Source organism: Konateibacter massiliensis (assembly GCF_900184995.1).
Classification (GTDB): Bacteria; Bacillota; Clostridia; order Lachnospirales; family Lachnospiraceae; genus Lachnotalea; species Lachnotalea massiliensis.
In genome coordinates this window covers 645,049-670,515 of sequence record NZ_LT860098.1, presented here as the reverse complement: position 1 = coordinate 670,515, position 25,467 = coordinate 645,049, and the positions used below count along the sequence as shown (strand labels likewise).

The window sequence follows — 25,467 nt, the reverse complement described above, 5'->3', positions numbered from 1 at the left end:
AGATATTATAAAATATAAGTAATATCTGTATATTCAGAAAGAGGAGAGCCTATTATGGATAGCATAGAAGATATCATTCAACGGCAGCTATATCTGGCACAGATGAGACCTGCCTTGAATCGGAACGCATTGTTTTCTGATGAGACGATGCAATACCGTACGCCGGTTGAACCGCCGGTCAATTCAAATGTTACAATTCGTTTCCGTGCAGAACGAGATAACCTTGATGCAGTTTATCTTGTGGCAGGGAATAATAAATATGAGATGAGCCGATACGAGACAAAAGGAGTATTTGATTTCTACGAGACGGAAGTTTATGTGGAAGAAGAGACTGTTTTTTATTATTTTGAAATCGTTACCGGAAGAATAAAAGTATATTTCAGCAAAATTGGTGTTACGAAGGATATTCAGGAACAATATTCCTTTTCTGTGATACCTGGCTTTTCTGTGCCCGAATGGGCAAAGGGTGCGGTTATGTATCAGATTTTTACCGACCGCTTTTATAACGGAGATAAAAGCAATGATGTGGAAAACAGGGAATATATCTATATCCAGGATGGAGTCACGAAGGTGGAGGATTGGAACAAATATCCGGAGGTCATGGGTGTAAGAGAATTCTATGGCGGAGATTTGCAGGGTGTGATGGATAAGCTTGATTACCTCAAGGATTTGGGAGTTGAGGTTATTTATTTTAATCCGCTGTTTGTATCCCCGTCTAACCACAAATACGACATACAGGATTATGACTATATTGATCCGCATTTTGGCAAAATTGTGAATGACGGAGGAAACTGTCTCTATTATGACGATGCCAACAATCAAAAGGCAACGAAATATATTAGGCGTGTTACGGATAAAAGCAATTTGGAGGCAAGCAATGAGCTTTTTGCAAGCCTTGTAGAAAAGGCACATGAAAACGGAATGAAAGTTATTCTGGATGGCGTGTTTAATCATTGCGGGTCTTTTAATAAATGGATGGATAGGGAACGGATTTATGAGAATGCGGAGGGCTATGAAGCGGGAGCATATATATCGGCAGACAGCCCTTACAGGAGCTTTTTTAAGTTTTCTTCCAACAATTCATGGCCTTATAATACTGAATATGACGGCTGGTGGGGGCATAGCACCCTTCCTAAGCTAAATTACGAGGAATCACCTAAGCTGTATGAATATATTCTTCAAATCGCCAGGAAATGGGTGTCAGAGCCATTCAACGTGGATGGCTGGCGTCTTGATGTGGCGGCGGATTTGGGACACAGCAATGAGTTTAACCATAATTTCTGGAAGGATTTCAGGAAAGCGGTGAAGGAAAGTAATCCAGATGCCGTTATTTTAGCCGAGCATTACGGTGATCCGAAGGAATGGCTGCTTGGTGACGAGTGGGATACGGTTATGAACTATGACGCCTTTATGGAGCCTCTTACATGGTTTTTGACAGGCATGGAAAAACACAGCGATGATTACCGGGATGATTTAAAGGGAAATGCCGGAAGTTTTTTTGGTGCTATGAGACACCATATGGCAAGCTTTAACGGATCGTCACTTCAGATTGCAATGAATGAATTGTCAAATCATGACCACTCTCGCTTTTTGACAAGAACAAACCAAATTGTGGGAAGAGTCGGAAAATACAAGCCTGAGGCGGCAAATGAAGGTGTGGACAAGAGTGTGCTCCGCGAGGCTGTTGTTGTTCAAATGACTTGGCCGGGTGCCCCGACCATTTACTATGGAGACGAGGCAGGAGTTTGCGGCTTCACAGACCCGGATAACAGGCGGACCTATCCATGGGGCGCGGAGGACATGGAGCTGATTGAGTTTCACAAGGCGGCAATTGCGCTTCACAAGAGCTATCCGGTACTAAAGCATGGCTCCATCAAGTTTTTGGCAGGTGAGAAGCATGTGATTGCCTACGGAAGATTTGACGAGACAGAGCAGATGATTATCCTAGTAAACAATGATGTGCAAGCGAGGAAGGCTGAGGTTCCGGCATGGGAAATCGGATTGCTGTACAACTCAAGATTGAGGCGTATTATGCTTACGACAGAGGATGGATATACGCAGGAAGACTTCTATTACAAAATGGACGGACATTACCTGAGAATCATGCTTCCGGCGCGAAGTGCGATGGTGCTTAAAAACTTGTAATAGTTCAGCCCTATAGAATTATTTCTATAGGGCAGACGCCCTGCATGAATAATGTGCTTGCCAATTGGTAATATAGTTGCTTAAATTGCATATTCTGGCACATTATGAATGGCATGGCTGAACTGTTACAAAAGTTGGATTAATTCCAAAAAAGTGCTTGCACTTTTATTTTGCTTATGTTATAACTATATATTGTCAGGACTGATTTGGGCAACCAAGTAGCCCTGTTCATATATAAAAATGGATGGATTCCCGAGAGGCCAAAGGGGGCAGACTGTAAATCTGTTATCGACGATTTCGAAGGTTCGAATCCTTCTCCATCCAGTGGGATATTTCCTAATATCCATGCCGGCGTGGCGGAACTGGCAGACGCACAGGACTTAAAATCCTGCGGGACTTATACTCCCGTACCGGTTCGATTCCGGTTGCCGGCAGTAAATTGAGAAAGAAATATGACATGATGTCATGTTTCTTTTTTTGTATCGTTGGAAATTATGTGTACCTCGCGGAGTGGAAGTAGTTGCTGCGCAACCCGCTCGGGCGCGGAGAATGTGCCAAGACACATTCTTTTTTCATCATAGGATTAAGGTGTCATGTTACAGGAGAAGGAGGAGTGAAATATGGAGAGATGTGATTGGTGCTGTGACGAAGGGCTTGCACAGAAATATCACGATGAGGAGTGGGGAACGCCGCTGCACGACGACAGGGGGCATTTTGAGTTTTTATCAATGGAGGTCATGCAGTGCGGGTTGAACTGGATGATGATGTTGAAAAAAAGAGAAATTTTCAGAGAGTGTTTTGACGATTTTGACTTTAACCTTGTTGCACAGTACGATGAGGAGAAAATTGAAACGATAATGAACACGGAGAACATGATAAGGTCAAGAAGAAAAGTTGAAGCGATTATAAACAATGCAAAGTGCTTTTTGAAAATTATTGCGGAATTTGGAAGCTTTGATGCATATATCTGGTCGTATACGGACAATCAGACGCTCGTATACAAAAAACATCAAAACGGACAGGCAGTCGCCAGAAATGAGCTTTCTGACAGGCTGAGCAAGGACATAAAAAAGCGTGGCTTTAAATATTTAGGGTCGATTACTGTGTATTCCCATCTACAGGCTTGCGGCATCATTAACGACCATGAGCGTAAATGCTGGATGTATGAGGAAATTATAAAGAGAGGGAATATAAGATATGTTGAGGAATGAGGAGTCTAAGATGGATATGGATATTTGGGAAAAATTATATTTGGCAGCAAAGGAACAGTACAATCCCGTTGAGGTCTCGCCTTTCATTTACGCACATCATGTTGTTTGTGCTTTGGAGGCAGAGGATGGGCAGATTTTTACCGGCTTCTGTATTGAGAGTGCGGCAGGCGTGATGGATTTGTGCGCAGAGCGCGTCGCGGCTTTAAATATGTACATGAATACCGGACAAACGGTTGTAAAGCGTATTATTGCATTTCGTGATGAGGCACCGCAGGGAGAGGGCGGTATGCCATGCGGAGCATGCAGGGAGTTTTTTATGCAGCTTTCGACCAAGAACAAGGATATGGAAATCATGGCAGACTACGATATTCGCAAGACAGTTCGCCTTGAGGAGCTGATACCGCATTGGTGGGGCTGGATAAGGGCGGGGCAGAAATAGCCAGAAAAAATATTTTTAAAGGGTTGACACAAACGCGTATTTCTGTTAAAATTTATCATGTTGCTAGCGAAGTAGGAAATGATGGATGTTCGCCCAGATAGCTCAGTCGGTAGAGCAGAGGACTGAAAATCCTCGTGTCGCTGGTTCGATTCCGGCTCTGGGCATTCACAGCAACGTTTCCATATATGCGGGTGTAGTTCAATGGTAGAACACTAGCCTTCCAAGCTAGATACGTGGGTTCGATTCCCATCACCCGCTTAGCCAAATACTTGGCGGTATAATTAAATATGCGATAGTAGTACAGTTGGTAGTACGCCACCTTGCCAAGGTGGAGGTCGCGAGTTCGAGTCTCGTCTATCGCTCTTTTTGAAATCTTGTTTCTTGTGAGGAAGCAAGATTTTTTAATATTATTTAAATTCTATTAATAACCATACCTAAATCCATTTTTTGGTTATTAAAATTGTTTTTCCCTGTTTTTTTAATTCTAATAATAAATTTCTAATTTCATCATTTGAGTTAAAAGTAAGATTAAAACTAAAGTTACCACCATAGGCTGCAACGGGTATGGACATTAATATAGTAGAAGCTACTACTATGTTAATAAGCGTTTGATATTCTTGGAATAGTGTGTTTCCTTCATATAAATCCGTTAATTAATTATTTATCGTGTATTTTGTTGCTTTGTTTCAGAATTCTGGATATTTTTCTTTTATTCTATTCCCCATTATTAATTTAGTCAAGTCGTTTTTCAAGATTAAATGACAGCCTTTATGTAGCTTCATCTTTAAAAGGTAAAACAATTCACACAAAATATATTGATTTTAACCCAATCTGTGGCAAGAAATATGGTACTAAAGTATTATGGTTTTTGAATGAATAGCCGATATATATACTAAATAAACCAAGTGTACGTAATTGGGTTTCCTATTGTAAAAGGATTTACAATGTAATAACAAGGAGGTTTCAGTATGAACGAAAAAGAGTACAGTGAAAAAACACAGGTTGGGAAAGGTTTCCATGTCCGTACAATATTAAATTTTCAAGCGGATGATAGAGTTAAAATGATATATGAACGTTATCGAAGCGGTAGAACGATAATTATGGATGACTTAGAATATTTATTATGGAAGAATCCAGAAGCTTTTGAAAAGCTTGCAAAAAGTATGCTTAGACCGAAGAGTCACAAAGGCTTTGATTTTTCTGCAATAGAGGCCGGAAATACGAGTTATATCAATGACGGAGTGGATACGAATGCACAAGAGGGACAATTTATTGATTATTCCTGCGCTTCCATGGAAGGACTTCCAGTTGAAACAGAGATTAATATTTCAAATATAATTGCGTCAGTAAGGGCAACCATTGAGAATATGAGTACGAAGGAATTGAATGAAATATCCAGAAACGTTTATGAACCACTGGAGTTATTAAAACGTATTGCAGTATTAAAAGAATTAGATGACTCACCAATGGATGAAAAAGTTATTTATACTTACAAGCTAAAGAAGGAGATTGATATTTCTATTTAATTTAACCATATGAAGTCTGGTAGGAGATAATCATGTGTGGTATATAAAGATATTATGTTACTGTTCACACTTGTGGTGTTCACAGCAATATGATGTACACAAATTACCAAAAACGTGATTTGACGCTTGCCGTCCTCATAAAATTGTGTAAATACACAATTTTGACTTCGCGGGATACTGCCCAGTGAACAGTAACGATATTATCAACAATGGTGCTGATGCATCTTGTGTTTTCTTGACAAAAGGATTGTAACGTGATATAGTCGAAACAATTGAATATAAGATCTTCAGGGCAGGGTGTAATTCCCTACCGGTGGTATAGCCCACGAGCCGCAAGGTTGATTCGGTGTAACTCCGAAGCCGACAGTATAGTCTGGATGAAAGAAGAAATAGGATAATGTGCAGTCGCATATGTTTGATTTTGTAGCTCTGGAATGGTGAATCATTTCAGAGCTTTTTTTGTATCATAGGAATACCCTGTGATATTAAAAATATCATATGTATTTGTGTGGAGAGAAAATGGTTGTTTCGCAGCCTGCGGGGGAGCGAGAGCAATCTCATACTTTGCTCTACACAGGAAATCGGATTTTTTGCACTGCTTTCAACACAAAATTATCTCAAACTCTAAGCCTTGAATTTATGTTCAAGGCTTTTTATATTATGCGCGCGAATGCAAGTGGAAGACAGCGCTGTTCATAATAAACCAAATTCAAAAAATCCTAAAAAGAAAGGAGAACTTATGCATCAGGAAGATTATATGAAAATGGCAATCGAGCTTGCTAAAAAAGGCAGAGGCTTCGTAAGTCCAAATCCCTTGGTGGGAGCTGTTATAGTGAAGGACAAAGCTGTGATAGGGCAGGGCTTTCATGAAAAATACGGGAGCCCGCACGCGGAGCGAAATGCCATAAATAGCTGTGTCGTGTCGCCAAAGGGCGGGACGCTCTATGTGACGCTGGAGCCTTGCTGCCATTACGGCAAAACGCCTCCTTGTACTGACGCAATTATCGAGAGCGGAATAAAAAAGGTGGTCATAGGCTCTTTTGATCCGAATCCCCTTGTATCCCAAAAGGGGATTGCGATATTGCGGGAACATGGTATTGAGGTGGTTGAACATGTATGCAGGGAGGAGTGTGAGCGGTTAAATAAAGTTTTCTTTCACTTTATCAAGACAAAAATGCCATATGTAACGATGAAGTATGCGATGACACTGGACGGGAAAATTGCAACGTTCAGTGGAAAGTCGAAGTGGATTACAGCAGAGACAGCAAGAGCACATGTGCAGCAGGAGCGCCATAATCATACGGCAATTATGGTAGGAGTTGGAACGGTGCTTTTGGATGATCCTTTGCTGACCTGCCGCATGGAGGGTGGTGTGAATCCGGTCAGAGTTATATGCGACAGCAGTCTTCAAACGCCACTGACAGCACAGGTAATTGTCACGGCAAAAGAGATACCAACCATAATCGCCACATCCTGTAATGATTTGCAAAAGTGGAAGCCTTATGAGCAGGCAGGTTGTGAGTTGCTTGCAATTCCTCCAAAGGGCAAACACTTGGATTTGCCAGAGCTGATGAGAAGACTTGGAGAGAAAAGCATTGACAGTATTTTGCTGGAAGGGGGGGCGGCACTTAACTGGTCGGCTTTAAACGAAAGAATCGTAAACAAAGTGTGCTGCTACATAGCTCCAAAGCTCTTTGGGGGCGAGAATGCCAAAACTCCCGTAGGCGGAATGGGTGTAGAGAAGCCATCGGATGCATTTTTATTAAAAAACAGTATTGTTATGCGGCTTGGTGAAGATATGTTGATAGAAAGTGAGGTCGAATACCCATGTTTACAGGAATTATAGAGGAGGTAGGGAAAATAACGGATATCAAAAAGGGTATGAAATCTATTGTCTTGACGATACAGGCAGAGGAGATTTTTTCCGATTTACATTTGGGAGACAGTGTTGCGGTAAACGGGGTTTGCCTGACTGTCACAGGATTTACAAATCATACGTTTACTGCCGATGTCATGCCGGAAACCCTGAACCGCTCGTCACTTTCTGCATTAAAGCAGGGAAGTCTTGTAAATCTGGAAAGGGCGATGCCCGTAAACGGAAGGTTTGGCGGTCATATCGTGTCAGGACATATTGACGGAACCGGCGAAATTGTAAGGATTGAAAAAGAGGATAACGCGATATGGTACACCGTGAAAGCCGAACCTGCCATTATGAGGTATATCGTAGAAAAAGGCTCTGTCACAATCGACGGTATCAGCCTCACGGTGGCAAGGGCGTATACGGATTGTTTTCAGGTATCCGTCATCCCACATACGGCAAAAGCGACTGCACTGTCTGCGAAGGTGGTAGGAGATACGGTAAACCTGGAAAATGATATCATAGGAAAATATATTGAAAAATTTATGCAGCCAAAAGCAGAGGAAAAGCCAAAGAGTCGTATAACAAAAGAGTTTATGGAAAAATTCGGATATTAAAAGGAGGTAAGACATGTTTGAATATAACACAGTGGAGGAGGCTCTGAAGGAGCTTAAAAAGGGAAAAATTATTCTTGTGACCGATGATGCCGAGAGGGAAAACGAGGGAGATTTTATCTGTGCTGCCCAATTTGCAACAACGGAAAATATTAATTTTATGGCAATACACGGCAAAGGACTAATCTGTATGCCGATGAGTGAAGCATTAGCAGACAGACTGCAAATCCCTATGATGGTTTCTAAAAACACAGACAACCATGAAACGGCGTTTACTGTATCCATCGACCATGTGGATACAACGACGGGGATTTCCGCTGCGGAGCGAAGCGTTACCGCGGTCAGAAGCGTCGAAGACGAGGCAAGACCAGAGGACTTTAGGAGACCGGGGCATATGTTTCCTCTGTTGGCAAAGGAAAACGGCGTGCTGGAGCGAGCAGGACATACAGAGGCAACGGTCGATTTGATGAGACTTGCCGGGTTGAAGGAATGCGGACTTTGCTGTGAAATCATGGACGAGGACGGCACGATGATGAGAACGCCGAAGCTTAAGAAGTTGGCAGAAAAGTGGAAGCTTAAATTTATTACGATTCAAGCATTGCAGGATTATCGAAAGAGACATGAGACCTTTGCGGAACGCAAAACAATCACTGCTATGCCTACCAAATATGGAGATTTTAAAGCATATTCTTATGTAAACCAATTGAATGGAGAACATCACATTGCCTTGGTAAAGGGTGAGATCGGAGACGGGGAAAATATATTGTGCAGAGTTCATTCTGAATGTCTGACGGGAGATGCGTTTGGTTCTCTGCGGTGTGATTGCGGGGAACAGCTCGCGGCGGCAATGCGGCAGATTGAAAAGGAGGGAAGAGGAATTCTGTTGTACATGCGACAGGAGGGAAGGGGCATCGGTCTGATTAATAAATTACGTGCCTATGAGCTTCAGGAACAGGGAATGGATACGCTTGAGGCAAATCTTGCCTTGGGTTTTCAGGGAGACTTGCGGGAGTATTACATAGGAGCACAGATACTACGGGACTTAGATGTAAAAACAATGCGTCTCCTCACAAATAACCCGGATAAGGTTTATCAGCTTTCTGATTACGGTATTGATATTGTACAACGCGTGCCAATCCAGATGGAAGCTACGGCGCATGATTTATTTTACTTAAAAACAAAACAAAAAAGAATGGGACATTTATTAAATTATAGCGAATAGGAGAGAAAAAAATGAAGGTATATGAAGGAAAATTAGTTGCAAAGGAAATCAAGATTGGAATTGTAGCATCCAGATTCAATGAGTTTATTACGTCAAAGCTGATCGGCGGTGCTCTTGACGGTTTAAAGCGCCATGAGGTGAAGGAGGAGGACATCGACCTTGCTTGGGTGCCGGGCGCTTTTGAAATCCCTTTGATTGCATCCAAGATGGCAAAGAGCGGCAAATATGATGCTGTAATCTGCCTTGGAGCGGTCATCAGAGGAAGCACAAGCCACTATGATTATGTGTGCAGTGAGGTTTCCAAGGGGATTGCGCACGTATCCCTTGAAAGTACCATCCCGGTTATGTTTGGTGTTGTCACGACTGAAAATATTGAGCAGGCAATTGAACGAGCAGGAACGAAGGCGGGAAATAAGGGATATGACTGTGCACTTGGTGCAATTGAGATGGTCAATCTGATGCGCCAGATATCATAGGAAATTTCTTCGAATTTCCTATGAAAAAAATATTATGCGCACCTCGCGGAGAAGAAGTGGTTGCTTCGTAATCCGCGAGGGCGCAAAGTGTAAGTAAAGCTCACACCTTTTTAATAAGTTCAATTCACTTTACATAAAACGAAAAAGCCTTGTACCGTGCGCTTCTATTTCGCAGGATAATTCATTGTCCGCCGGTGCCAAGGTTTTTTTGCTCCAAAGCTCAACCGCATGTCTGCCTGTAATTTCATAGCCTGATGCGCTCAATTCCTCGAAGGAAAGTGAAACATTTGCCGCCTCCTCAGATAGGTTAAAGAGTGCCACATAGACAGTGTTATCCTCAGTGCTCTTTGTACACCAGACAGCGTGTTTTTTATCTCTCACAATCTGCCTTGCACCCTGTGAATGAGAAAGAAGTCTTAATACATCCTGATTGGTAAGAATGGCTAGCGTCTCGTCGTCGAGCTTTGTAAGCTCGCAGCCAAGCATAATCGGTGAGCGGAAGATGCACCAGAGCGTCAGCATGGTCTGCTGCTCGGCTAAGGTCAAATTGGACTTTCGCTCTTTTCCAAATCCCTTTCCCAGATATCCCACAGGAAGCATGTCACAGTCCGGCCAGTTTCCCTCTGATACATGGTTTTGCCATATCTCACACCGCTCAAACATGTGCAGCAGAGATTCCCAATTATCCCATAAATCATCGGTAATTCTCCACATATTTGCGTGTTTTTCATAAGTCCATGCCTCGGTTGGAAGTGCCGGTCCAGGAGAAAGACTTAAAACAATAGGTCTGCCACACTTTTCAATGGCTTTGTGCAGCATTTTAATTTCCTCTTTGGCGGAAGGCATATCCATTCTGCAAATATCATCACATTTAATCAGGTCAACGCCCCACTCAGCGTATAGCTCCAGCAAAGAATCATAATATTTCTGAGAGCCCTCCTCGTTTGGAAGAAGCCCGTACATGTCGGGATTCCAAGGGCAGATATTGTAAGGGTTTGCAATCTCATTGGCAGTCTGTGTGCTTCCTTTCACAGCAGAGTGCATATGTGCCGCCATCCGAGGAATTCCGCGCATAATGTGAATACCAAATTTCAGCCCCAGTCCGTGGATATAATCTGCCAGAGGTTTGAAGCCGTTTCCGTCTGCCGTGGAGGGAAAACGGTCGAGGCAGGGAAAAAGTCTTGAAAATTCATCCATTTCAAACTGAGAGAAAGGGATGTACTGGTGCTTGTCCCGCTTTGTTCCGGCATCGTAGGCATACCATTCAATATCCGCCACGACATATTCATAGCCGTATTGCAATAAATTTGCCGCCATATAGTCGGCATTTTTCTTTATGTCTGCCTCGGTGACGGTGGTATCGTAATAATCATAGCTGTTCCACCCCATAGGCGGAGTTTTGGCAAAATTGTTTTTGTTCATAAGCCCTTCCTTTGCGTTGTGATTATTTTGTTATAAATCTATTATATCTGGGCTGTTGAAAGATTAAAATGTATTTTTTTATATAAAAAATGTAAAGCATACTTGACATATATAAAAAATAGAGCTATAGTAAATGTAAAGTTAACTTTACAAAAAATAAAAGGAGTTGAGAGACGGCGTGAAAAATAATTTGGAGGAAATCCGAAAGGAACGTGGAATTCGCCAAGAAGATCTAGCCAGTGAATTAGAGGTGTCAAGGCAGACAATCAGTTCCTTGGAAAAGGGAAGGTACAATCCTTCCATTCAGCTAGCATTTAAGATAGCAAGATTTTTTAACATGTCAATCGAAGAAATATTTATTTATGAGGAGGAATAGTTATGTTATGTAAACTAAGAGGTTTTAACCAGAATGCAAAATATCTTGGAGGAGCAATTGTAATAGGCTTACTACTGGCGGTATTTGGAATTGTGAGGGCACTTTATCTGCCGGAGACAGCACACGCAGAAACCCGTCTTATGGGAATGCTCACCGGATTTGGAAGCGCGATTGCAGCAGTCAGCGCGATAAGGCTGTTTACTCAAAAGCATTCTTCACCAGAAAAATTGAAGGAGAAGGAAATCAGCGCGAAGGATGAAAGAAATGTTCAGATACTGAGAATTGCATATACGATATCCAATATCGCAACAGGGATTATGTTAGCCGGAATGGTTTTTATTTTCAGTATGATGGGGAGCATTACAGAGTCCTATATCGCACTTGCTGTCCTGCTCCTCCAGTCTGGTATATTTTTGGCTGCACGCTTCTACTACTCTAAGAAAATGTAACGCGGGCCGCACCGGGAGCTTCTAAAAACTCCTAGTGCAGTACCTTTTTCAAAAGCCGCAGGGCGCCGTTGGTGTAAGGCGGGCTTAAAAATTTCATTTCAATGCTTCCAATTCTGGTCAGCACACTCTTTTCATGGGAAAAGGTAAGAAAGCTCTGCTTTCCGTGATAAGACCCCATTCCGGAGCTTCCGACGCCACCAAACGGAAGCTCCGGATTTACGATGTGCTCGATCGTGTCATTGATGCAGATACCGCCTGAGGCGATATGCCTTACAATGTCGTTTCTGGTCTGCTTGCTGCAGGTAAAGAGATACAGGGCAAGAGGTGTCGGCATAGTCTGAATAATCTCCTTTGCCTCCTCAATCGTCTCATAGGTAATAATCGGAAGAAGCGGTCCAAACAGCTCCTCCTTCATGCATGCTGCGGAGAGGTCGGAAATTTCCAGTAAGGTAGGCTCAATATACTTGATTTTGGCATCTTGTGCACCGCCGTAAATCAAATATTCCTCATCTGCTTTAAGGATACCGGAGAGCCGTTCAAAGTGTCTGTCATTTACGATTCTGCCATAGGAGGCGCTTGATTTTGCATCTTCACCGTAAAAGCGGAGAATGGACTTTTTAAGCTCCTCAACAAGATTATCTTTGACAGAGGAATGCACCAGTACATAATCAGGCGCAATGCAGGTTTGCCCTACATTGAGAAATTTTCCCCATGCAATCCGGCTTGCTGCCCATTTGATGTTTGCGGCCTCATCAACGATAACCGGACTTTTTCCTCCAAGCTCCAAAGTAACAGGAGTCAGATGCTTTGCTGCATGCTCCATCACAATTTTTCCGACCGGAATACTTCCGGTGAAGAAAATATAGTGGAAAGGAACTTTTAACAATGCCTGATTTGTATTAATGCCACCCTCCACGCAGCAAATGTAGCCGGGATGAAAAATCTCAGAAATCATTTTTGCTACAACCATGGAGGTCCAAGGCGTAAGTTCAGATGGCTTTAAAACAGCGCAGTTACCTGCACAAATAGCACCGACCAGCGGCTCAATCAAAAGCTGGAACGGATAGTTGAAGGGTGCCATGATAAGCACCGTGCCGTAAGGCTCATAAACCTTTCTGCTCCTTGCGGGCATAAGGTAAAACGGTGTTTTGACAGGAACATCCTTCGACCAGGTTTTCAGGTTTTTGATTGCCTCGCTGATACTTTTTTGTGTAAAGCCTACCTCGGTTGCATAGGATTCAAAGTTGGATTTCCCTAAATCTTTGTAAAGTGCTCTCATGATGGAGCTTTCATATCTTCGAATTGCCTTCTTCAGCTTGACAAGCTGGGCAATACGAAAGGATATGGAATAAGTCTTTTCTGTGCGGAAGAAACGCTGACATTCGTTGAAAATGTCCAGAGCTTCCTCGGTCGTAATTTCATTATAATTCATAAGCATATCCTCTATCTATTTCAAAAAGGTGTATTTACGGTTGCGTTTGGATTGAGATGTCCAAAGGTGCTTCGTGCTTGATTTACCTATGATGCCAAAAGGTGCTTTGCACTTCATTCTATTATAAAATATTGCTGGGTAAGCAAGCTTCCCCATCCATATTTTATATCAGAATACACCTTCGGTGCTTTTGGCATTTTTGACGTTTTTGGCACTTTTGAGACTTTTGCCGCCTCAATCTTATAATCAAATTATAAACAGGTTTTGTCTAAAATACAAACATAAGATTATTACAATTTAGGTGTCCGAGATTTCCTGTGGGGAGACTGCTTCGGTAGCTGTGTATTCTTCTAGTTTCCGCAAAATAGGGCTGATTAATTCATATCCGCTGTACAGGTCCTTAGAGTAGAGAGACTTCATCACCTTTTCATATAGCTCCTTGTCTAAGTTGCTTATAGCCTCAAGTTTTTTAGGCACACCGGAGAGATTGGCGGTGAGCTGGGTGAATTTCAGGCAACTGGCATAGTTTGCCTGACGGATAATCGCCTCCTGCACGCGAGTCCTTGAGGCAGGCTGCGTTGTGTGCGGCTTTGTAAAATGTACTGTGACAGTTTTAAAATGGTAGGAATATTCGTTTTTGCTGTAACCAGCAGCTTTTAGTCCGCCAATAAAAGCAAGCAGCAGCTTTTTATTTAAGAAGGTAAGTTTTACTTTTAGTGCCAAGGCAGAGGGGCTTGAATACCTTCCCGGCTTTAAGCCTGACGCAAAGCAAAATCCAGGGCTTTCGTGAAACAATACCTTATTTTTTCGCTTTAGGGTATAAGATACGATGCGGCATTGCTCATCGGAGAGGCTTTTATAAAACATCCCCTGAAATCCGGGAGCTTTGATGGCTTCGTGCTCGGTGCTGTATATGCCAATTTGGCAGCCGGTTGCCGCCAAATATTGTCCTTTCCAAAATTCAATCAGCCAATGCCTGTTATCAAAATCAAAAGTGATTGGCTCGCAGTCTACAATCATTCCGATTAACGGCATGGTGTCATCATAGAGCTGGCAGCAGCCAAATTGGTACTGAGGTGCTTCCTTGGAGGAGTGGAAAAAGTCGTGTTTTTGGGAATAAAAAAAGCCCGTCGAATCACGTATGACATTTAAGACAGCGGATTCTTCGGGCAAGGCGTCAGGGGAAGACGAGGGCTTTTTCTTTTTTACCCGGAGTAATATCGCTATACCAAATGACAATATAAAAAAGATACAGGTTGACATAATATACCAGATGGTCATTGCTATTTCCTTTCTGCATTTCATAGGTTTGGAGGAAGGTATCAAATGCCATGCCTAAAACAGCAAATAGTTCGCTGCATTAAGCATGGGAAAGCCTACCAGCAGCCGATTGGCATAGTGCTAGTAAGCTATAGTCTAGTATATTCATGAGAAGGGAAAATGTGACCGGTAAATAAGAATTTAAGAAAAATTAATTATCGTACATCTTTATTAGGTAGGAAGCAGTATTTTCCCCGGCTTCCTGTCCTACTGTATTGTATGCATCCTGCTTATAATGAAAAGGGTCCTTCATCATATGGAGAGCCGCCATGGTATCAAACTTGGTTGAAACTAAAACTGCTTTTTTATAGGAGTTGCAAAAATCTGTTTGTGCGTTTTGAATAGGAACATACTTTTGAGAGTCGTCCCGATGGTTGCCGATTCGGATTAAAAAACAGATTTCCACATGAGTTTGGAGCATTGTATCGAGCATGGCTTTCAGCTTGGTTTTATATTCTGCCTCAGGCATCGCGTTATCACCGTCTGTCTCGCCTTGACACCAGACCATAAAGGTTTTTCTGATCTGATAATTGTTTTGTAATAAAAATTCTTTTGCTGCGTTAAGCCTCTCTATGGCATCTGTCAAATAGTTTCCGCCGGGCTGCCATTCGTTTATGGAGGAACCTCCCTTGGAAGCAGAGACTCCAACAATCGGAATGCTTGTGGCTTCATAATAAGCATTGACAAAAGCAGAAACCAAAGAGCCTGTTTTCATATGAGGCTCATCAATACCGTTTATCTTGTTTTCATTAACGCCAAATGGCTCTGTGATATCATATAACATAGAAGAATCGCTGACGGCACGAAACTCGTATCCGTATCCGCTTGGTACAGCAGGAGCTTCCTGCGCATTTCCTCTTCCTGCCATGTTGCTTTGTCCCATAAAAAGTACTAAATCGATTGTCTTCATGGTATTTTCCTTTCGCGGGTGAGTGTTGGGTTGGTATAAAATCAATCAATATTATAGCACAGAAACGACGTAATGTAATACCGTTATGATTTATGCACAGTATTTCTGCGGAATTGACACCCTGTTGTGTGAATGATATAATGAAAGGCGCAAATAAATTGGATAATTGTACATAATTACCAAGGTGAAATGGAGTCAGAGATGAATGAAACAAAAATTTTTAAGAGGTTCATGCTGCGATACTTATTAATTGCTTTTCTTGTTGTATTGGGCTGTATCCCCTTTGCGTTTATGGCATATAAGCATATCCGTGATTATACGATTTCAACGAATGTGCAGAAAATAGAAACCGGAATCACAGAACTGGAAGATAATATTGACAAGATGAATATGGTATCCTCAATGCTCAGTGAGGACCAGAATATGATTTTGCTCAAAAAAAGCGAGGGTCAGATACCAGCAGATAAGGTTTTAAATTTGAAGTATTTGGCAAATCAAATGTTTGACATACATTGTATCTACGATTTTTCTCCTATGTTTTTTGTTCTTTTCCATAGTAATGATGCATTCGTCTCGACGAATCAGGTGAGTGATGATTTTATGCAGTACTATGGCAAATTTTTTGAAGTGGAGGGCATGACAGCGGCAGAATTCAAACAGATACTTTTTGACAGGGAGAGGACAAGCCCGTTTGTCTATGTCGAACAATTAAAATATAATGTTACCAATAAAGAGGTGATAACAAAGGATGCGGTTTTATATGTAGATTCCATAGAGGCGGGGGAGAATCTTACAACAAACAAGGCAGTCATAGCCTTTATCATTGATCCGAAGCAGTTGGCGGAAACGCTGTTAAGCAAAGAGAGTTTAAATGAGGGCGTCATAAAAATAGCCGATTCATCTGATAATATTATTGTCAACTATGGAGAAGGAGCCGATAAAATCGGTGAAATACAGGAAAGCGAATTTTTAAAGACCGACGCAGGGACATTAAAGCTCTTGAACTATATTAATATGAAAAAGGGCTTGAACATAACAGTCGGACTTCCGATGTCCCAAATAAATAATCAAATGGAAGACATTATTTTCTTTTTGCTTATCTATGCGGGAATTGGTCTGCTTGTCGCACTTATTTTGACGATTGCATTTTCGCTTCACTGGTATATGCCGATTCGTGATATGGTGAAGGAGGCAGAGCGTCTTGGAAACGGCAGTACAGGAAAGAAAAATGAGTTTGATTATGTGAGAGAATCACTTCTTAAACTGGTATCCGTAAAGGATGAACTGGAAACCAAAATATTGCTGGCAGATACTCAAAAACAAGCGATAGAGCTCGAGAATATTTTTATTAAAGGTTTTTATAAAAGAGAGGATGAGAAAAAATTTATCGACAAGTTTCCGCTCGTAAAGGAAGGCTACTATGTGGCATATCTTCAAATTCATAGTGAAATGGATGAAGATAAAGGGCAAAGGGCACTGGTTTTGGCAATTGAATTGCTAAAGCAGGATTTTTTAAAAGAATTTCTTCATGTCCGTTCGATGTCCAATACGGAAATTCTGTTGATTCCTGCTCTGGACCATATGGATAATGAGACTCTTCGAAAGATTTTTCTGGCTATGCAGGAGGAGATAACAAAGGAGTCGGATGTGCTTTGTCTGGTGGGACTAAGCCAGAAGGAAAGAGAGATAAGTAATATTAATGTGGCTTATGCACAGGCAAGACAGACGGTTCATGCTTATAAAAACATGAATACAAGCTTTGTACAATTTTATCAATACATCAATGATTCGGATAAAGGTTGCTTTAATATGAGCTTCTTAAACAAGCTGTATGAACTGATACTTTGCAGCGGGAAAAAAGAAATTGAGAAAATGTTTGAAGAGGCGAAAGAAGAATGTGTTGTTCATAAGGAAAGATATGAGTTTCACAAAGAAGAAATATACCATGCAATCAGTTTTGCCTATTATGCGGCAACCCAGCAATTAACCTTTATACCAAAGGAAGAACTTAAACTTCCGAAATACCAGCAAAATCATTCGCTTATTCAGTTTCTGGATATACTTGAACAATCTATTTACGGAATATGTGAGCGGATAGAGGAAAATAAAAAAAGTAAGAATCTTGAACTGAGAGACCGGATTATCAAATATTTGGAAGAGAATTACCGGAGAATGGATTTAACGGCGGATGTTGTAAGCAGCGAGGTTGGAATTTCTGAAAAGTATTTATCCACTTTTTTAAAGGAGCATACCGGAAAAACCTTCTCAGCATATATTGATGAGCATAGAATTGCCTATTCCAAACAATGCCTGCTGAACACAGCATGGAGCAATGAAAAAATTGCCGAGGAGTCCGGCTTTGGAGCGGTAAATACTTTTTACCGAGTCTTTAAAAAGCATACCGGGGTTTCGCCGAGTGTTTATAAAAAGAATATGATGGAGCTGGAAAAATAAGCATCCTAATAACCCATAGCTGCGGCATGGGTTATTTTAATATCATGAGAAAGTTCTTTGGAATTACCCATGGTAAACAGGCACTATCTTACGAAATGAGACAGTCTGAAAAAAGTGAGACAGAAGAATCCGGTGCTTTAGCAGTGATAGTAGAAAGTGAGTGTATACTTAGAATTAGCGATATTATATGATGAACCGGACAAAGCCGATAACGGCTCGTCAAATTAAATAAATCTTGGAGGAGGTTTCTAAATATGAAACGAAACAAATCAAAAGTAGTTGCTCTCTTGCTGACGACTGCGATGCTGCTCACATCATTTACAGCATGCGGAAGCAAAAATCAAGAGGGAGACAGCAATGGAAATGCTGCTGCGGGCAGTGAGGCAGGTAAGGAAACACTTACAATCGCATTGCAGACCAACAGTTTTATTACAGACTACGAGGAGAACTACCTGACGAAAAAGCTGGAGGAGGATTTGGGGATTGATATTGAATTCCAGTTTTTATCAGCAGACGCAGAGGAAGCAAAGACACAGATTGCCCTGATGGTTGCGTCCAAACAAAATATGCCGGATGTAATCTGTTCCGGAACGTTAACCCCGGAATCAATTTTGGAATATGGAAGTAAAGGTGTTTTTATTCCGTTAAATGATTGGATTAACGACCCTGAGAAGGCACCGAATTTTAATGCGATTCAGTCAGAAGAAGACAAAGCATCTATGCTTCGTGCATCCACAAGTGCAGACGGAAATATTTACAGTTTAACAATATTTGAACCGCAAACTTGGAATATGACGCCGTTTAGAATGTTTATCAACAATAAATGGCTTGAAAAGTTAAATCTTTCTATGCCGACAACAACGGATGAGTACTATGAGGTGCTCAAAGCATTTGCCGAGAATGATCCAAACGGAAACGGTACAAAGGATGAGATAGCAGCCTATGGATTTTCAGCGGGTACATACGGAGAAAACATTACGATTCCTCTTATGAACTCCTTTATTTACTATCCGGCGTCAACTGTTACAAATGCAGTTCTTACATTAGATGACGACGGACAGACCGTTATTGCACCGTTTATTCAGGAAGGATGGAAGGAAGGGCTTATTTATATGAACAAGCTGTGCGCTGAAGGCTTGTTGCCTGCTTCTGTTTTTACGGATGATAAGACTCAGTTTATGTCAGTATTAAATAACGAAGGCTCTAATTTGGTTGGATCTCTGAGTACGGGCTCTCTGTCCAGATGGAATGATTTTGATAAAAATATAAACGGTCAGGAATATGAGATGTTAAAGCCGCTTCAAGGACCTAACGGGATTGCATATTCACCGTATATGGAATACAATCCGTCACCAATCTGGTTTATTACCGCAAGCTGTGAAAATCCTGAGCTGGCATTGAAGCTGGGTGATTTATTTTACAGCAGTGATATTTCTAATATAACAAGATACGGCGAAGAGGGAGTAGACTGGAGCAAAGACGAAACAGAGCTGCTTAATCCGCTGTACTCCAATGCCTATATTGAAGCAGGAATTTATGAGAAGCCAAGTCTTCTAGTTATTGATGATATCTGGAGCAAGAATAATAATAAGTTCTGGAGAGATATCAATCCTAGATATGCAAGTGCGGATGACGGAAATACATGGGCTTATGCCAAGGAATATGATTCAACATTAAAGTCTTCCTATTTCTATGCGGATAACTATAACTATAATTATGAGGCTCATCCTGAGAAAATATTGCCGTCTTTAATTTATACAAGTGAAGAAGCACAGTCTCAGTCTGAAGCGATTGTAAATATTTCAACCTATGTAAGCCAGAGTATGGCACAGTTTATAACGGGTGCAAGGCCGATCAGTGAGTGGGATACTTATGTAAGTGACCTGCAGAACATGGGATTGGATACATGGCTTGCCAATGCACAGGCTGCATACGACCGCGAGCAGAAATAATGTTACAGTTTGATAGGTCAGATGAAACAAAATCTGACCTATCTTTCAATAAAGGAAAGGATTCAAGATGAAAATAAATTCAACACAAAAACTAACCGCTCCCAAGGTAGACTTAAAAAAGAGAATTCTTGCCAGATGGCAGATTTACCTTTTACTTATTATTCCGGCTATTTACATTATTATATTTGCTTATGTACCGATGGGAGGCTTGGTCATTGCCTTTAAAGACTACAATGTCCGCGACGGAATTTTTGGCAGTGAATGGGTAGGACTTGATAATTTTATTGAGTTTTTCCACTCCTATAAATTTACACAGGTGCTTAAAAATACCCTTACCATATCTTTTTACAGCCTCTTTATTACGTTTCCGATTCCATTGATTTTCGCACTGCTGCTCAATGCCTTTCCGCTAAAGCGCTATGCAAAAACAATTCAGACCGTAACCTATGTGCCTTATTTTATTTCCACCGTTATTATGGTAGGTTTGCTTACCCAGCTTTTAAATTACAGAACCGGAATTTACGGAAGTCTGTTTAGTCTCTTTACAGGAGAGATGGCACCGAATATTTTGGCAAGCGGACCGCTGTTTAAGCATATTTTTGTATGGTCGGCGGTATGGCAGACGACAGGCTACAGCGCGGTTATTTATATTGCGGCACTCTCCAATATCGACCAATCTTTGCACGAGGCGGCGATGATTGACGGTGCAAGCAGATTTCAAAGAATTTTATATGTTGATTTTCCGGGTATCCTTCCGACCGCAACCATACTATTGATATTGGCAGCCGGAAATGTAATGAATATCGGCTTTGAAAAGGTGCTGCTCATGCAAAATGACCTAAACCTAAATTACAGTGAAATTATCTCTACTTATGTATATAAGGTCGGATTGGCGAGCGGTGTCACGGATTTTTCACTGTCTGCGGCTATCAGTATGTTTAACTCGGTGATTAACTTTACACTTCTAGTCAGCGTCAATAAAATTGCAAAAAAAATAAGCGGTTCAGGAATTTTCTAAGAGAATTTAAGAAATGAGTGGTGATAGAATGAAAGCAAAATTAAATAAATTTATATGTCTAAGCTACAAGGATAAAATATTTTATATTTTATCCGGTACTGTATTAACAATATTTTTTCTGTTGGTATTGTACCCTTGTATTTTTGTACTCTCCGCCTCTTTATCGTCCGGGTCGGCAGTCCAGTCGGGAAAAGTATTTCTTCTTCCGGTTGAATTTAATATAAGCGGTTATGAGGCGGTGTTTAAAAACAGCAGTATTTGGCTTGGATTTTTTAATTCCATGTTTTATACGGTTTTCGGTACGGCAATTAATATTTTTATAACGCTGATTGCCGCATATGCCCTTTCAAGAAATGATTTGATAGGAAGAAACTGGATTATGCTGTTCTTTACGTTTACGATGTTTTTCAACGGCGGTATTATAACAAATTATCTTCTTATGGGAAATCTGGGTCTGCTCAATACAAGATGGGCTCTGCTGCTTCCGGGTGCTCTTAGTGTATATAATATGATTGTGGCAAAGACCTTTATCCAAAACAATGTGCCGCAAGAATTGCTGGAGGCATCCCAGATAGACGGCTGCAGTGATATCCGCTATTTTCTCAGCGTGGTGCTTCCGCTGTCAAAAGCAGTGATTGCCGTTTTGGTATTATTTTACGGTGTTGCGCACTGGAATACATACTTTAATGCCATGATTTACTTAAATGACAGGGATTTGTTCCCGTTGACCATTTTCCTAAAAGAAATTTTAATAGCAGGCGATATTGACCCGTCCACTGTTCAAGACCCTGTCTTGCAGGAAAAAATTTCTCAATTGGCAGGCGTTATCAAATATGCCCTTATTGTTGTGAGTATGATACCGGTACTGATTATTTATCCGTTTATTCAGAAGTATTTTGTAAAAGGTGTTACGATAGGAGCTGTAAAGGGATAGGTAGGAGACTGGCATGAAAGAAGAATTACAAGGATATTTATTACAAATGATAGAGCCGCTGAAAAAGTATTATTCAGACGGAAAAGCAGAATTGGATTTGGGCGCCTTTGCCGCCGGCTATGGAATGAAAATTGCCAAGATGGAAGGGATATCCAGAATACTCTGGGGACTGACTCCTTACTGGGTAGGCGGTGGAAAAGAAGAGGAATTCAGAAATATTTATAAAAGCGCTCTCATTAGCGGAACAAATCCCGAAAGCAAAGAATATTGGGGAGACCTTTCCGATAATGACCAGCGTATGGTCGAAATGGCAGCAATCAGTCTGAACCTTATAATGACACCGGAAGCGGTGTGGGAACAATTAAAGAAAAACGAGAAAGAAAATGTGGCAAAATGGCTGTATCAGATTAATAACTATACACAGCCGGATAATAACTGGAATTTTTTCAATGTAATCACAAATGTGGCATTAAAAAAATGTGGAATGCCGTATAGCGAGGAAAGAATGCAGTACGGAATTGAACGTTATGAGCAGTTTTATCTCGGAAACGGCTGGTATTCGGATGGCGTCAGACCACAGAAGGATTACTATGTATCCTTTGGTATTCATTTCTACTGCCTTCTTTATGCCAAGTTTATGGAGGAGGATAAAGAACACTGTACACAATACAAGGAGAGAGCAAAAAAGTTTGCCGAAACCTTTCTGTATTGGTTTGATGATGAGGGAAAGGCTCTTCCTTTTGGAAGAAGCCAGACCTATCGTTTTGCTCAGGTGGCATTCTGGAGTGTATTTGCAGCGGTAGTGGGAGAAGAATGCCCTTATCTGGGTGTTGTAAAAGGAATAATCGCAAGGCATTTCAGATATTGGATGAAGCAGCCAATCTTTGATTATGCAGGGTTATTAACGGTCGGATATACCTATCCAAACCTGATTATGTCAGAAGGATATAACTCTCCGTCTTCCCCCTACTGGGCACTAAAGGCATTTTTGTGCCTCAGCCTTTCGGATGATCATACTTTTTGGAAAGCAGAAGAGGAGGAGCTCCCGCCGCTTGCAGCCATTAAAAGGGTTAAGGAATGTGATATGCTGATCCAGCACAGAAAAGGAGAGGTGTCAGCATTGACGGCGGGACAGTACCCAACAGTGGAACATACGCATGCACCGGCAAAATATTCTAAATTTGCATATTCCTCAAGGCTTGGATTTTCCGTGCCCCGCTCCAATCTGTCCGTGGAGGATTGTGCCCCGGACAGTATGCTGGCATTTCAATGCAACGGCATGATTTATGTCAGAAGGAAGTGCTTGGAATATAAAGTTGAGGAAACTGCTGTCTACTCAAAATGGAGTCCGGTTGACGGAATAACAGTAGAGACGACACTTATTCCGACAGAGAAAGGGCACATAAGAAAGCATAACATTAAAAGCAGGTTCGCTTGCGTTGCCTATGAATGTGGTTTTTCCTATCCTTTCGGAAATAATGCGGCCGTAAAAGTAGACGGACATAGTGCCAAGATATATGATGAAAACGGCTATAGCCTGATTACATCAGAGTTTGGCGCCGGAAAAGCAATCAGGGCACTTCCGAATACGAATCTAATCTTTCCGTTGACCCAGATACCTTCTGTTGTCTATGAGATAAAAGAGGGTGAGCAGGAAGTGGAGGCTCATGTTATGACAGAGATGAAAGAAGGCTTGGTTGTAATAGGGAAAGGAGATTGCTATGAGTTACAAGTTAAAAGATGAGCAAAAGAAGTATGTCATAGAGGTATATGAAAGAGTTGAGAAGAAGCTAACGGCAGAATGCCGGCGGATTGGCGATAAAATCCCCTACATACCGACAGACGGAAGATATACAGATATGGCAGAAACATCAATCAATTGGTGGACAAACGGTTTTTGGGCAGGCATCATGTGGCAGATGTACCATGCAACAAATAAGACAGAGTTTAAGGAAAAGGCTGTCAATGTGGAAAAGAGGCTGGATACCGCTCTGGCAAATTACGAAAAGCTCGACCATGATTTAGGATTTTTGTGGCTGCCTTCGGCAGTTGCAAATTATCGTCTGACAGGAGATGAACAGTCAAGGTGCAGGGGGCTTATAGCGGCATCCCTCCTCGCTTCCAGATTTAATATAGAAGGTAAGTTTATAAGGGCATGGAATGCCCCTGCTTCCAGCAGTCTGATTATTGACTGCCTTATGAACCTGCCGCTTCTCTATTGGGCTTCAGAGGAGGAGGGCGACCCAAGGTTTGCGATGATTGCAAAGCAGCATACAAGGACGGCAATGAATTATTTATTGCGGCAAGACGGTTCCTGCAACCATATTGCGGAGATGGATGAAAATACAGGCGAATTTCTGGATAATCCGAAGGGACAGGGCTTTGAAAAAGGTTCCTCATGGTCCAGAGGACAGGCATGGTCAATTTACGGGATGACACTTGCCTATCGCTATACAAAAGAGACAGCATATTTGGATGCCGCAAAAAAGGCAGCGCATTATTTTATTTCCAATGCAGCCCTGACCGGATATGTATCGCTGCTGGACTTCAGGGCACCGAAGGAACCTCTTTATTATGACACAACAGCGACTGCCTGTGCGGCATGCGGGCTGCTGGAGCTGTCCGCATATGTCAGTGAACATGAAAAAGATTTATATGTGCAGTCTGCCTATCGGATGCTTCAAGGTATGTCAGAAGGGTTTGTCGACTTTGATATCGAGACAGACGGCATATTGCAAAAGGGTTCAGCAAGATATGACAGAGAAAGTGACAGAGAGGTACCGATTATTTACGGTGATTACTATTTTGTTGAGCTATTACTTCGATTTATGGAAAAGGATTTTATGATTTGGTAAAAAGAGACAGCAATTCTTAAATAATGGAGGAGATAAATTGAAATCACTTCAGATTAGAATTATAGATAAGGACGGTCTGGTGAAGGCTGAAGCAGTTGGAGAGGAACAGAGCGTTCTTATTTATAACGGAGTTTATGAAAAGGGAGATAAAATTGCGGTAACGCTCCCCAAAGCAATGGAATTTTATGTGATTCGAATAGATGACACATTAGAGGAAGCCTATGTTTTCATGAAAGACAAAGAGTGGGTGTACACGATTCCTTTTGAGGAAAAAAAGACTTCCTATAATCCAAAAGCTTTTAGCGGTGATCTCCATTACCTAACTTGCAGAAAAGCAAAAGAGTATGAGATTAACGGCTATAAAAATCTGGCTCTCAATGTAGTGGACCAGCATGAAGACACAGGCTGCTATCCACACGCATTTGCAAATGTTGAGACAAGAGGTGAAGCTGTGTTTGCGGTTCGAAACGCCATTGACGGAGTCATTGCCAATACTTATCATGGAAGCTGGCCTTTTGCATCATGGGGAATTAACAGACAAGACGATGCAGAGCTGGTCATAGATTTTGGAAGAGCCGTAGATATTGACAGGATTGTATTATATACAAGGGCAGATTTTCCACATGATAATTGGTGGACGCAGGCAACCTTTGAGTTTTCCGATCATTCTTCAGAGGCTGTAAAAATGGAGAAAAGCGCAAAGCCACATGAATTTTTTATCGTGAGAAAAGGAATAGAGCGGATTAAATTATGCAATTTAATAAAATCAGAGCATCCTTCGCCGTTTCCGGCATTGACGCAGATTGAGGTTTATGGAAATGAGGCAGAGCAATAAAGCAGCCAAGTCCCTCGCG

Annotated in this window: 21 protein-coding genes, 5 tRNA genes and 1 riboswitch; of the genes, 22 read left to right on the top strand and 4 right to left on the bottom strand. The window is 41.5% G+C overall.

Annotation, left to right across the window (positions count from 1 at the left end):
* The first annotated feature begins 54 nt into the window (after positions 1–54).
* The 13 genes from CTY48_RS04315 (at position 55) to ribH (ending at position 9,491) form a co-directional block, all read left to right on the top strand.
* Positions 55–2,145: a glycoside hydrolase family 13 protein gene (locus CTY48_RS04315; RefSeq protein ID WP_099467274.1), complete on the top strand. Its 2,091-nt coding sequence runs from the start codon at positions 55–57 to the stop codon at positions 2,143–2,145.
* Positions 2,146–2,387: 242 nt separating this feature from the next.
* Positions 2,388–2,469 (top strand) — tRNA-Tyr (locus CTY48_RS04310).
* Positions 2,470–2,492: 23 nt separating this feature from the next.
* Positions 2,493–2,579 (top strand) — tRNA-Leu (locus CTY48_RS04305).
* 186 nt (positions 2,580–2,765) lie between these two features.
* A complete protein-coding gene (locus CTY48_RS04300) occupies positions 2,766–3,356 on the top strand; it encodes a DNA-3-methyladenine glycosylase I (RefSeq protein ID WP_099467273.1) in 591 nt (196 codons plus the stop codon).
* Between the two features lie 10 nt (positions 3,357–3,366).
* The gene (locus tag CTY48_RS04295; protein ID WP_236354725.1) at positions 3,367–3,795 is read left to right on the top strand and encodes a cytidine deaminase family protein; all 429 of its coding nucleotides are present in this window, start codon (positions 3,367–3,369) and stop codon (positions 3,793–3,795) included.
* Positions 3,796–3,886: 91 nt separating this feature from the next.
* Positions 3,887–3,959: transfer RNA gene (locus CTY48_RS04290), tRNA-Phe, on the top strand.
* A gap of 23 nt (positions 3,960–3,982) precedes the next feature.
* Positions 3,983–4,053 (top strand) — tRNA-Gly (locus CTY48_RS04285).
* A gap of 31 nt (positions 4,054–4,084) precedes the next feature.
* Positions 4,085–4,157, top strand: a tRNA-Gly gene (locus tag CTY48_RS04280).
* A gap of 606 nt (positions 4,158–4,763) precedes the next feature.
* Positions 4,764–5,321, top strand: coding sequence for a hypothetical protein (locus tag CTY48_RS04275; RefSeq protein ID WP_099467272.1), 558 nt, complete (start codon positions 4,764–4,766; stop codon positions 5,319–5,321).
* 279 nt (positions 5,322–5,600) lie between these two features.
* A riboswitch (FMN riboswitch) is annotated at positions 5,601–5,714 on the top strand.
* Positions 5,715–6,060: 346 nt separating this feature from the next.
* On the top strand, positions 6,061–7,167 hold the full coding sequence (gene ribD, locus CTY48_RS04270) for a bifunctional diaminohydroxyphosphoribosylaminopyrimidine deaminase/5-amino-6-(5-phosphoribosylamino)uracil reductase RibD (RefSeq protein WP_099467271.1): 1,107 nt from the start codon (positions 6,061–6,063) through the stop codon (positions 7,165–7,167).
* Positions 7,149–7,796, top strand: coding sequence for a riboflavin synthase (locus tag CTY48_RS04265; protein ID WP_099467270.1), 648 nt, complete (start codon positions 7,149–7,151; stop codon positions 7,794–7,796). Before ribD ends, CTY48_RS04265 begins: the two co-directional genes overlap by 19 nt.
* A gap of 13 nt (positions 7,797–7,809) precedes the next feature.
* Positions 7,810–9,015: a bifunctional 3,4-dihydroxy-2-butanone-4-phosphate synthase/GTP cyclohydrolase II gene (locus CTY48_RS04260; protein WP_099467269.1), complete on the top strand. Its 1,206-nt coding sequence runs from the start codon at positions 7,810–7,812 to the stop codon at positions 9,013–9,015.
* An 11-nt stretch (positions 9,016–9,026) separates the two neighbouring features.
* Positions 9,027–9,491: a 6,7-dimethyl-8-ribityllumazine synthase gene (gene ribH / locus CTY48_RS04255; RefSeq protein WP_099467268.1), complete on the top strand. Its 465-nt coding sequence runs from the start codon at positions 9,027–9,029 to the stop codon at positions 9,489–9,491.
* A 129-nt stretch (positions 9,492–9,620) separates the two neighbouring features.
* Here the strand turns inward: ribH and CTY48_RS04250 are convergent, their stop codons facing one another.
* Entirely contained in the window at positions 9,621–10,913 is a 1,293-nt protein-coding gene (locus CTY48_RS04250) for a glycoside hydrolase family 27 protein (RefSeq protein ID WP_099467267.1), read from the bottom strand.
* 178 nt (positions 10,914–11,091) lie between these two features.
* Between CTY48_RS04250 and CTY48_RS04245 the strand changes: the two genes are divergently transcribed.
* Positions 11,092–11,289 (top strand): helix-turn-helix transcriptional regulator, encoded by a 198-nt coding sequence (locus tag CTY48_RS04245; RefSeq protein WP_099467266.1) that lies wholly within the window; start codon positions 11,092–11,094, stop codon positions 11,287–11,289.
* 2 nt (positions 11,290–11,291) lie between these two features.
* Positions 11,292–11,738, top strand: a complete 447-nt coding sequence (locus CTY48_RS04240) for a hypothetical protein (RefSeq protein WP_099467265.1) — start codon at positions 11,292–11,294, stop codon at positions 11,736–11,738.
* Between the two features lie 31 nt (positions 11,739–11,769).
* On the opposite strand, the gene CTY48_RS04235 is transcribed toward CTY48_RS04240, so the two are convergent.
* From CTY48_RS04235 to CTY48_RS04225, 3 genes are all read right to left on the bottom strand, one after another.
* A complete protein-coding gene (locus tag CTY48_RS04235) occupies positions 11,770–13,170 on the bottom strand; it encodes an aldehyde dehydrogenase (protein WP_099467264.1) in 1,401 nt (466 codons plus the stop codon).
* 297 nt (positions 13,171–13,467) lie between these two features.
* Positions 13,468–14,451: a DUF4474 domain-containing protein gene (locus tag CTY48_RS04230; protein ID WP_180272632.1), complete on the bottom strand. Its 984-nt coding sequence runs from the start codon at positions 14,449–14,451 to the stop codon at positions 13,468–13,470.
* A gap of 190 nt (positions 14,452–14,641) precedes the next feature.
* The gene (locus CTY48_RS04225) at positions 14,642–15,400 is read right to left on the bottom strand and encodes a sialate O-acetylesterase (RefSeq protein WP_099467262.1); all 759 of its coding nucleotides are present in this window, start codon (positions 15,398–15,400) and stop codon (positions 14,642–14,644) included.
* Positions 15,401–15,601: 201 nt separating this feature from the next.
* Here CTY48_RS04225 and CTY48_RS04220 point away from each other — a divergent pair, with 201 nt between their 5' ends.
* From CTY48_RS04220 to CTY48_RS04190, 7 genes are all read left to right on the top strand, one after another.
* Positions 15,602–17,854, top strand: coding sequence for a helix-turn-helix domain-containing protein (locus tag CTY48_RS04220; protein ID WP_180272631.1), 2,253 nt, complete (start codon positions 15,602–15,604; stop codon positions 17,852–17,854).
* Positions 17,855–18,108: 254 nt separating this feature from the next.
* Positions 18,109–19,806, top strand: coding sequence for a type 2 periplasmic-binding domain-containing protein (locus CTY48_RS04215; protein ID WP_099467260.1), 1,698 nt, complete (start codon positions 18,109–18,111; stop codon positions 19,804–19,806).
* Between the two features lie 67 nt (positions 19,807–19,873).
* Positions 19,874–20,824, top strand: a complete 951-nt coding sequence (locus CTY48_RS04210; protein ID WP_099467259.1) for an ABC transporter permease — start codon at positions 19,874–19,876, stop codon at positions 20,822–20,824.
* 13 nt (positions 20,825–20,837) lie between these two features.
* On the top strand, positions 20,838–21,758 hold the full coding sequence (locus CTY48_RS04205) for a carbohydrate ABC transporter permease (RefSeq protein ID WP_236354724.1): 921 nt from the start codon (positions 20,838–20,840) through the stop codon (positions 21,756–21,758).
* A gap of 13 nt (positions 21,759–21,771) precedes the next feature.
* Complete coding sequence (locus CTY48_RS04200; protein WP_099467258.1) at positions 21,772–23,502, top strand: DUF2264 domain-containing protein; 1,731 nt, start codon at positions 21,772–21,774, stop codon at positions 23,500–23,502.
* A complete protein-coding gene (locus tag CTY48_RS04195; protein ID WP_099467257.1) occupies positions 23,480–24,613 on the top strand; it encodes a glycoside hydrolase family 88 protein in 1,134 nt (377 codons plus the stop codon). The genes CTY48_RS04200 and CTY48_RS04195 overlap by 23 nt, the downstream gene beginning before the upstream one ends.
* A 37-nt stretch (positions 24,614–24,650) precedes the next feature.
* Entirely contained in the window at positions 24,651–25,448 is a 798-nt protein-coding gene (locus CTY48_RS04190; protein WP_099467256.1) for a discoidin/SUN/FTP domain-containing protein, read from the top strand.
* Positions 25,449–25,467: the final 19 nt, after the last annotated feature.

What these genes read in the sequence shown, in the direction of transcription:
- CTY48_RS04315 (WP_099467274.1), top strand. Translation starts at nt 55, where the DNA reads ATGGATAGCATAGAAGATATCATTCAACGGCAGCTATATCTGGCACAG.
- CTY48_RS04300 (WP_099467273.1), top strand. Translation starts at nt 2,766, where the DNA reads ATGGAGAGATGTGATTGGTGCTGTGACGAAGGGCTTGCACAGAAATAT.
- CTY48_RS04295 (WP_236354725.1), top strand. Translation starts at nt 3,367, where the DNA reads ATGGATATGGATATTTGGGAAAAATTATATTTGGCAGCAAAGGAACAG.
- CTY48_RS04275 (WP_099467272.1), top strand. Translation starts at nt 4,764, where the DNA reads ATGAACGAAAAAGAGTACAGTGAAAAAACACAGGTTGGGAAAGGTTTC.
- ribD (WP_099467271.1), top strand. Translation starts at nt 6,061, where the DNA reads ATGCATCAGGAAGATTATATGAAAATGGCAATCGAGCTTGCTAAAAAA.
- CTY48_RS04265 (WP_099467270.1), top strand. Translation starts at nt 7,149, where the DNA reads ATGTTTACAGGAATTATAGAGGAGGTAGGGAAAATAACGGATATCAAA.
- CTY48_RS04260 (WP_099467269.1), top strand. Translation starts at nt 7,810, where the DNA reads ATGTTTGAATATAACACAGTGGAGGAGGCTCTGAAGGAGCTTAAAAAG.
- ribH (WP_099467268.1), top strand. Translation starts at nt 9,027, where the DNA reads ATGAAGGTATATGAAGGAAAATTAGTTGCAAAGGAAATCAAGATTGGA.
- CTY48_RS04250 (WP_099467267.1), bottom strand. Translation starts at nt 10,913, where the DNA reads ATGAACAAAAACAATTTTGCCAAAACTCCGCCTATGGGGTGGAACAGC.
- CTY48_RS04240 (WP_099467265.1), top strand. Translation starts at nt 11,292, where the DNA reads ATGTTATGTAAACTAAGAGGTTTTAACCAGAATGCAAAATATCTTGGA.
- CTY48_RS04235 (WP_099467264.1), bottom strand. Translation starts at nt 13,170, where the DNA reads ATGAATTATAATGAAATTACGACCGAGGAAGCTCTGGACATTTTCAAC.
- CTY48_RS04230 (WP_180272632.1), bottom strand. Translation starts at nt 14,451, where the DNA reads ATGACCATCTGGTATATTATGTCAACCTGTATCTTTTTTATATTGTCA.
- CTY48_RS04225 (WP_099467262.1), bottom strand. Translation starts at nt 15,400, where the DNA reads ATGAAGACAATCGATTTAGTACTTTTTATGGGACAAAGCAACATGGCA.
- CTY48_RS04220 (WP_180272631.1), top strand. Translation starts at nt 15,602, where the DNA reads ATGAATGAAACAAAAATTTTTAAGAGGTTCATGCTGCGATACTTATTA.
- CTY48_RS04215 (WP_099467260.1), top strand. Translation starts at nt 18,109, where the DNA reads ATGAAACGAAACAAATCAAAAGTAGTTGCTCTCTTGCTGACGACTGCG.
- CTY48_RS04210 (WP_099467259.1), top strand. Translation starts at nt 19,874, where the DNA reads ATGAAAATAAATTCAACACAAAAACTAACCGCTCCCAAGGTAGACTTA.
- CTY48_RS04205 (WP_236354724.1), top strand. Translation starts at nt 20,838, where the DNA reads ATGAGTGGTGATAGAATGAAAGCAAAATTAAATAAATTTATATGTCTA.
- CTY48_RS04200 (WP_099467258.1), top strand. Translation starts at nt 21,772, where the DNA reads ATGAAAGAAGAATTACAAGGATATTTATTACAAATGATAGAGCCGCTG.
- CTY48_RS04195 (WP_099467257.1), top strand. Translation starts at nt 23,480, where the DNA reads ATGAGTTACAAGTTAAAAGATGAGCAAAAGAAGTATGTCATAGAGGTA.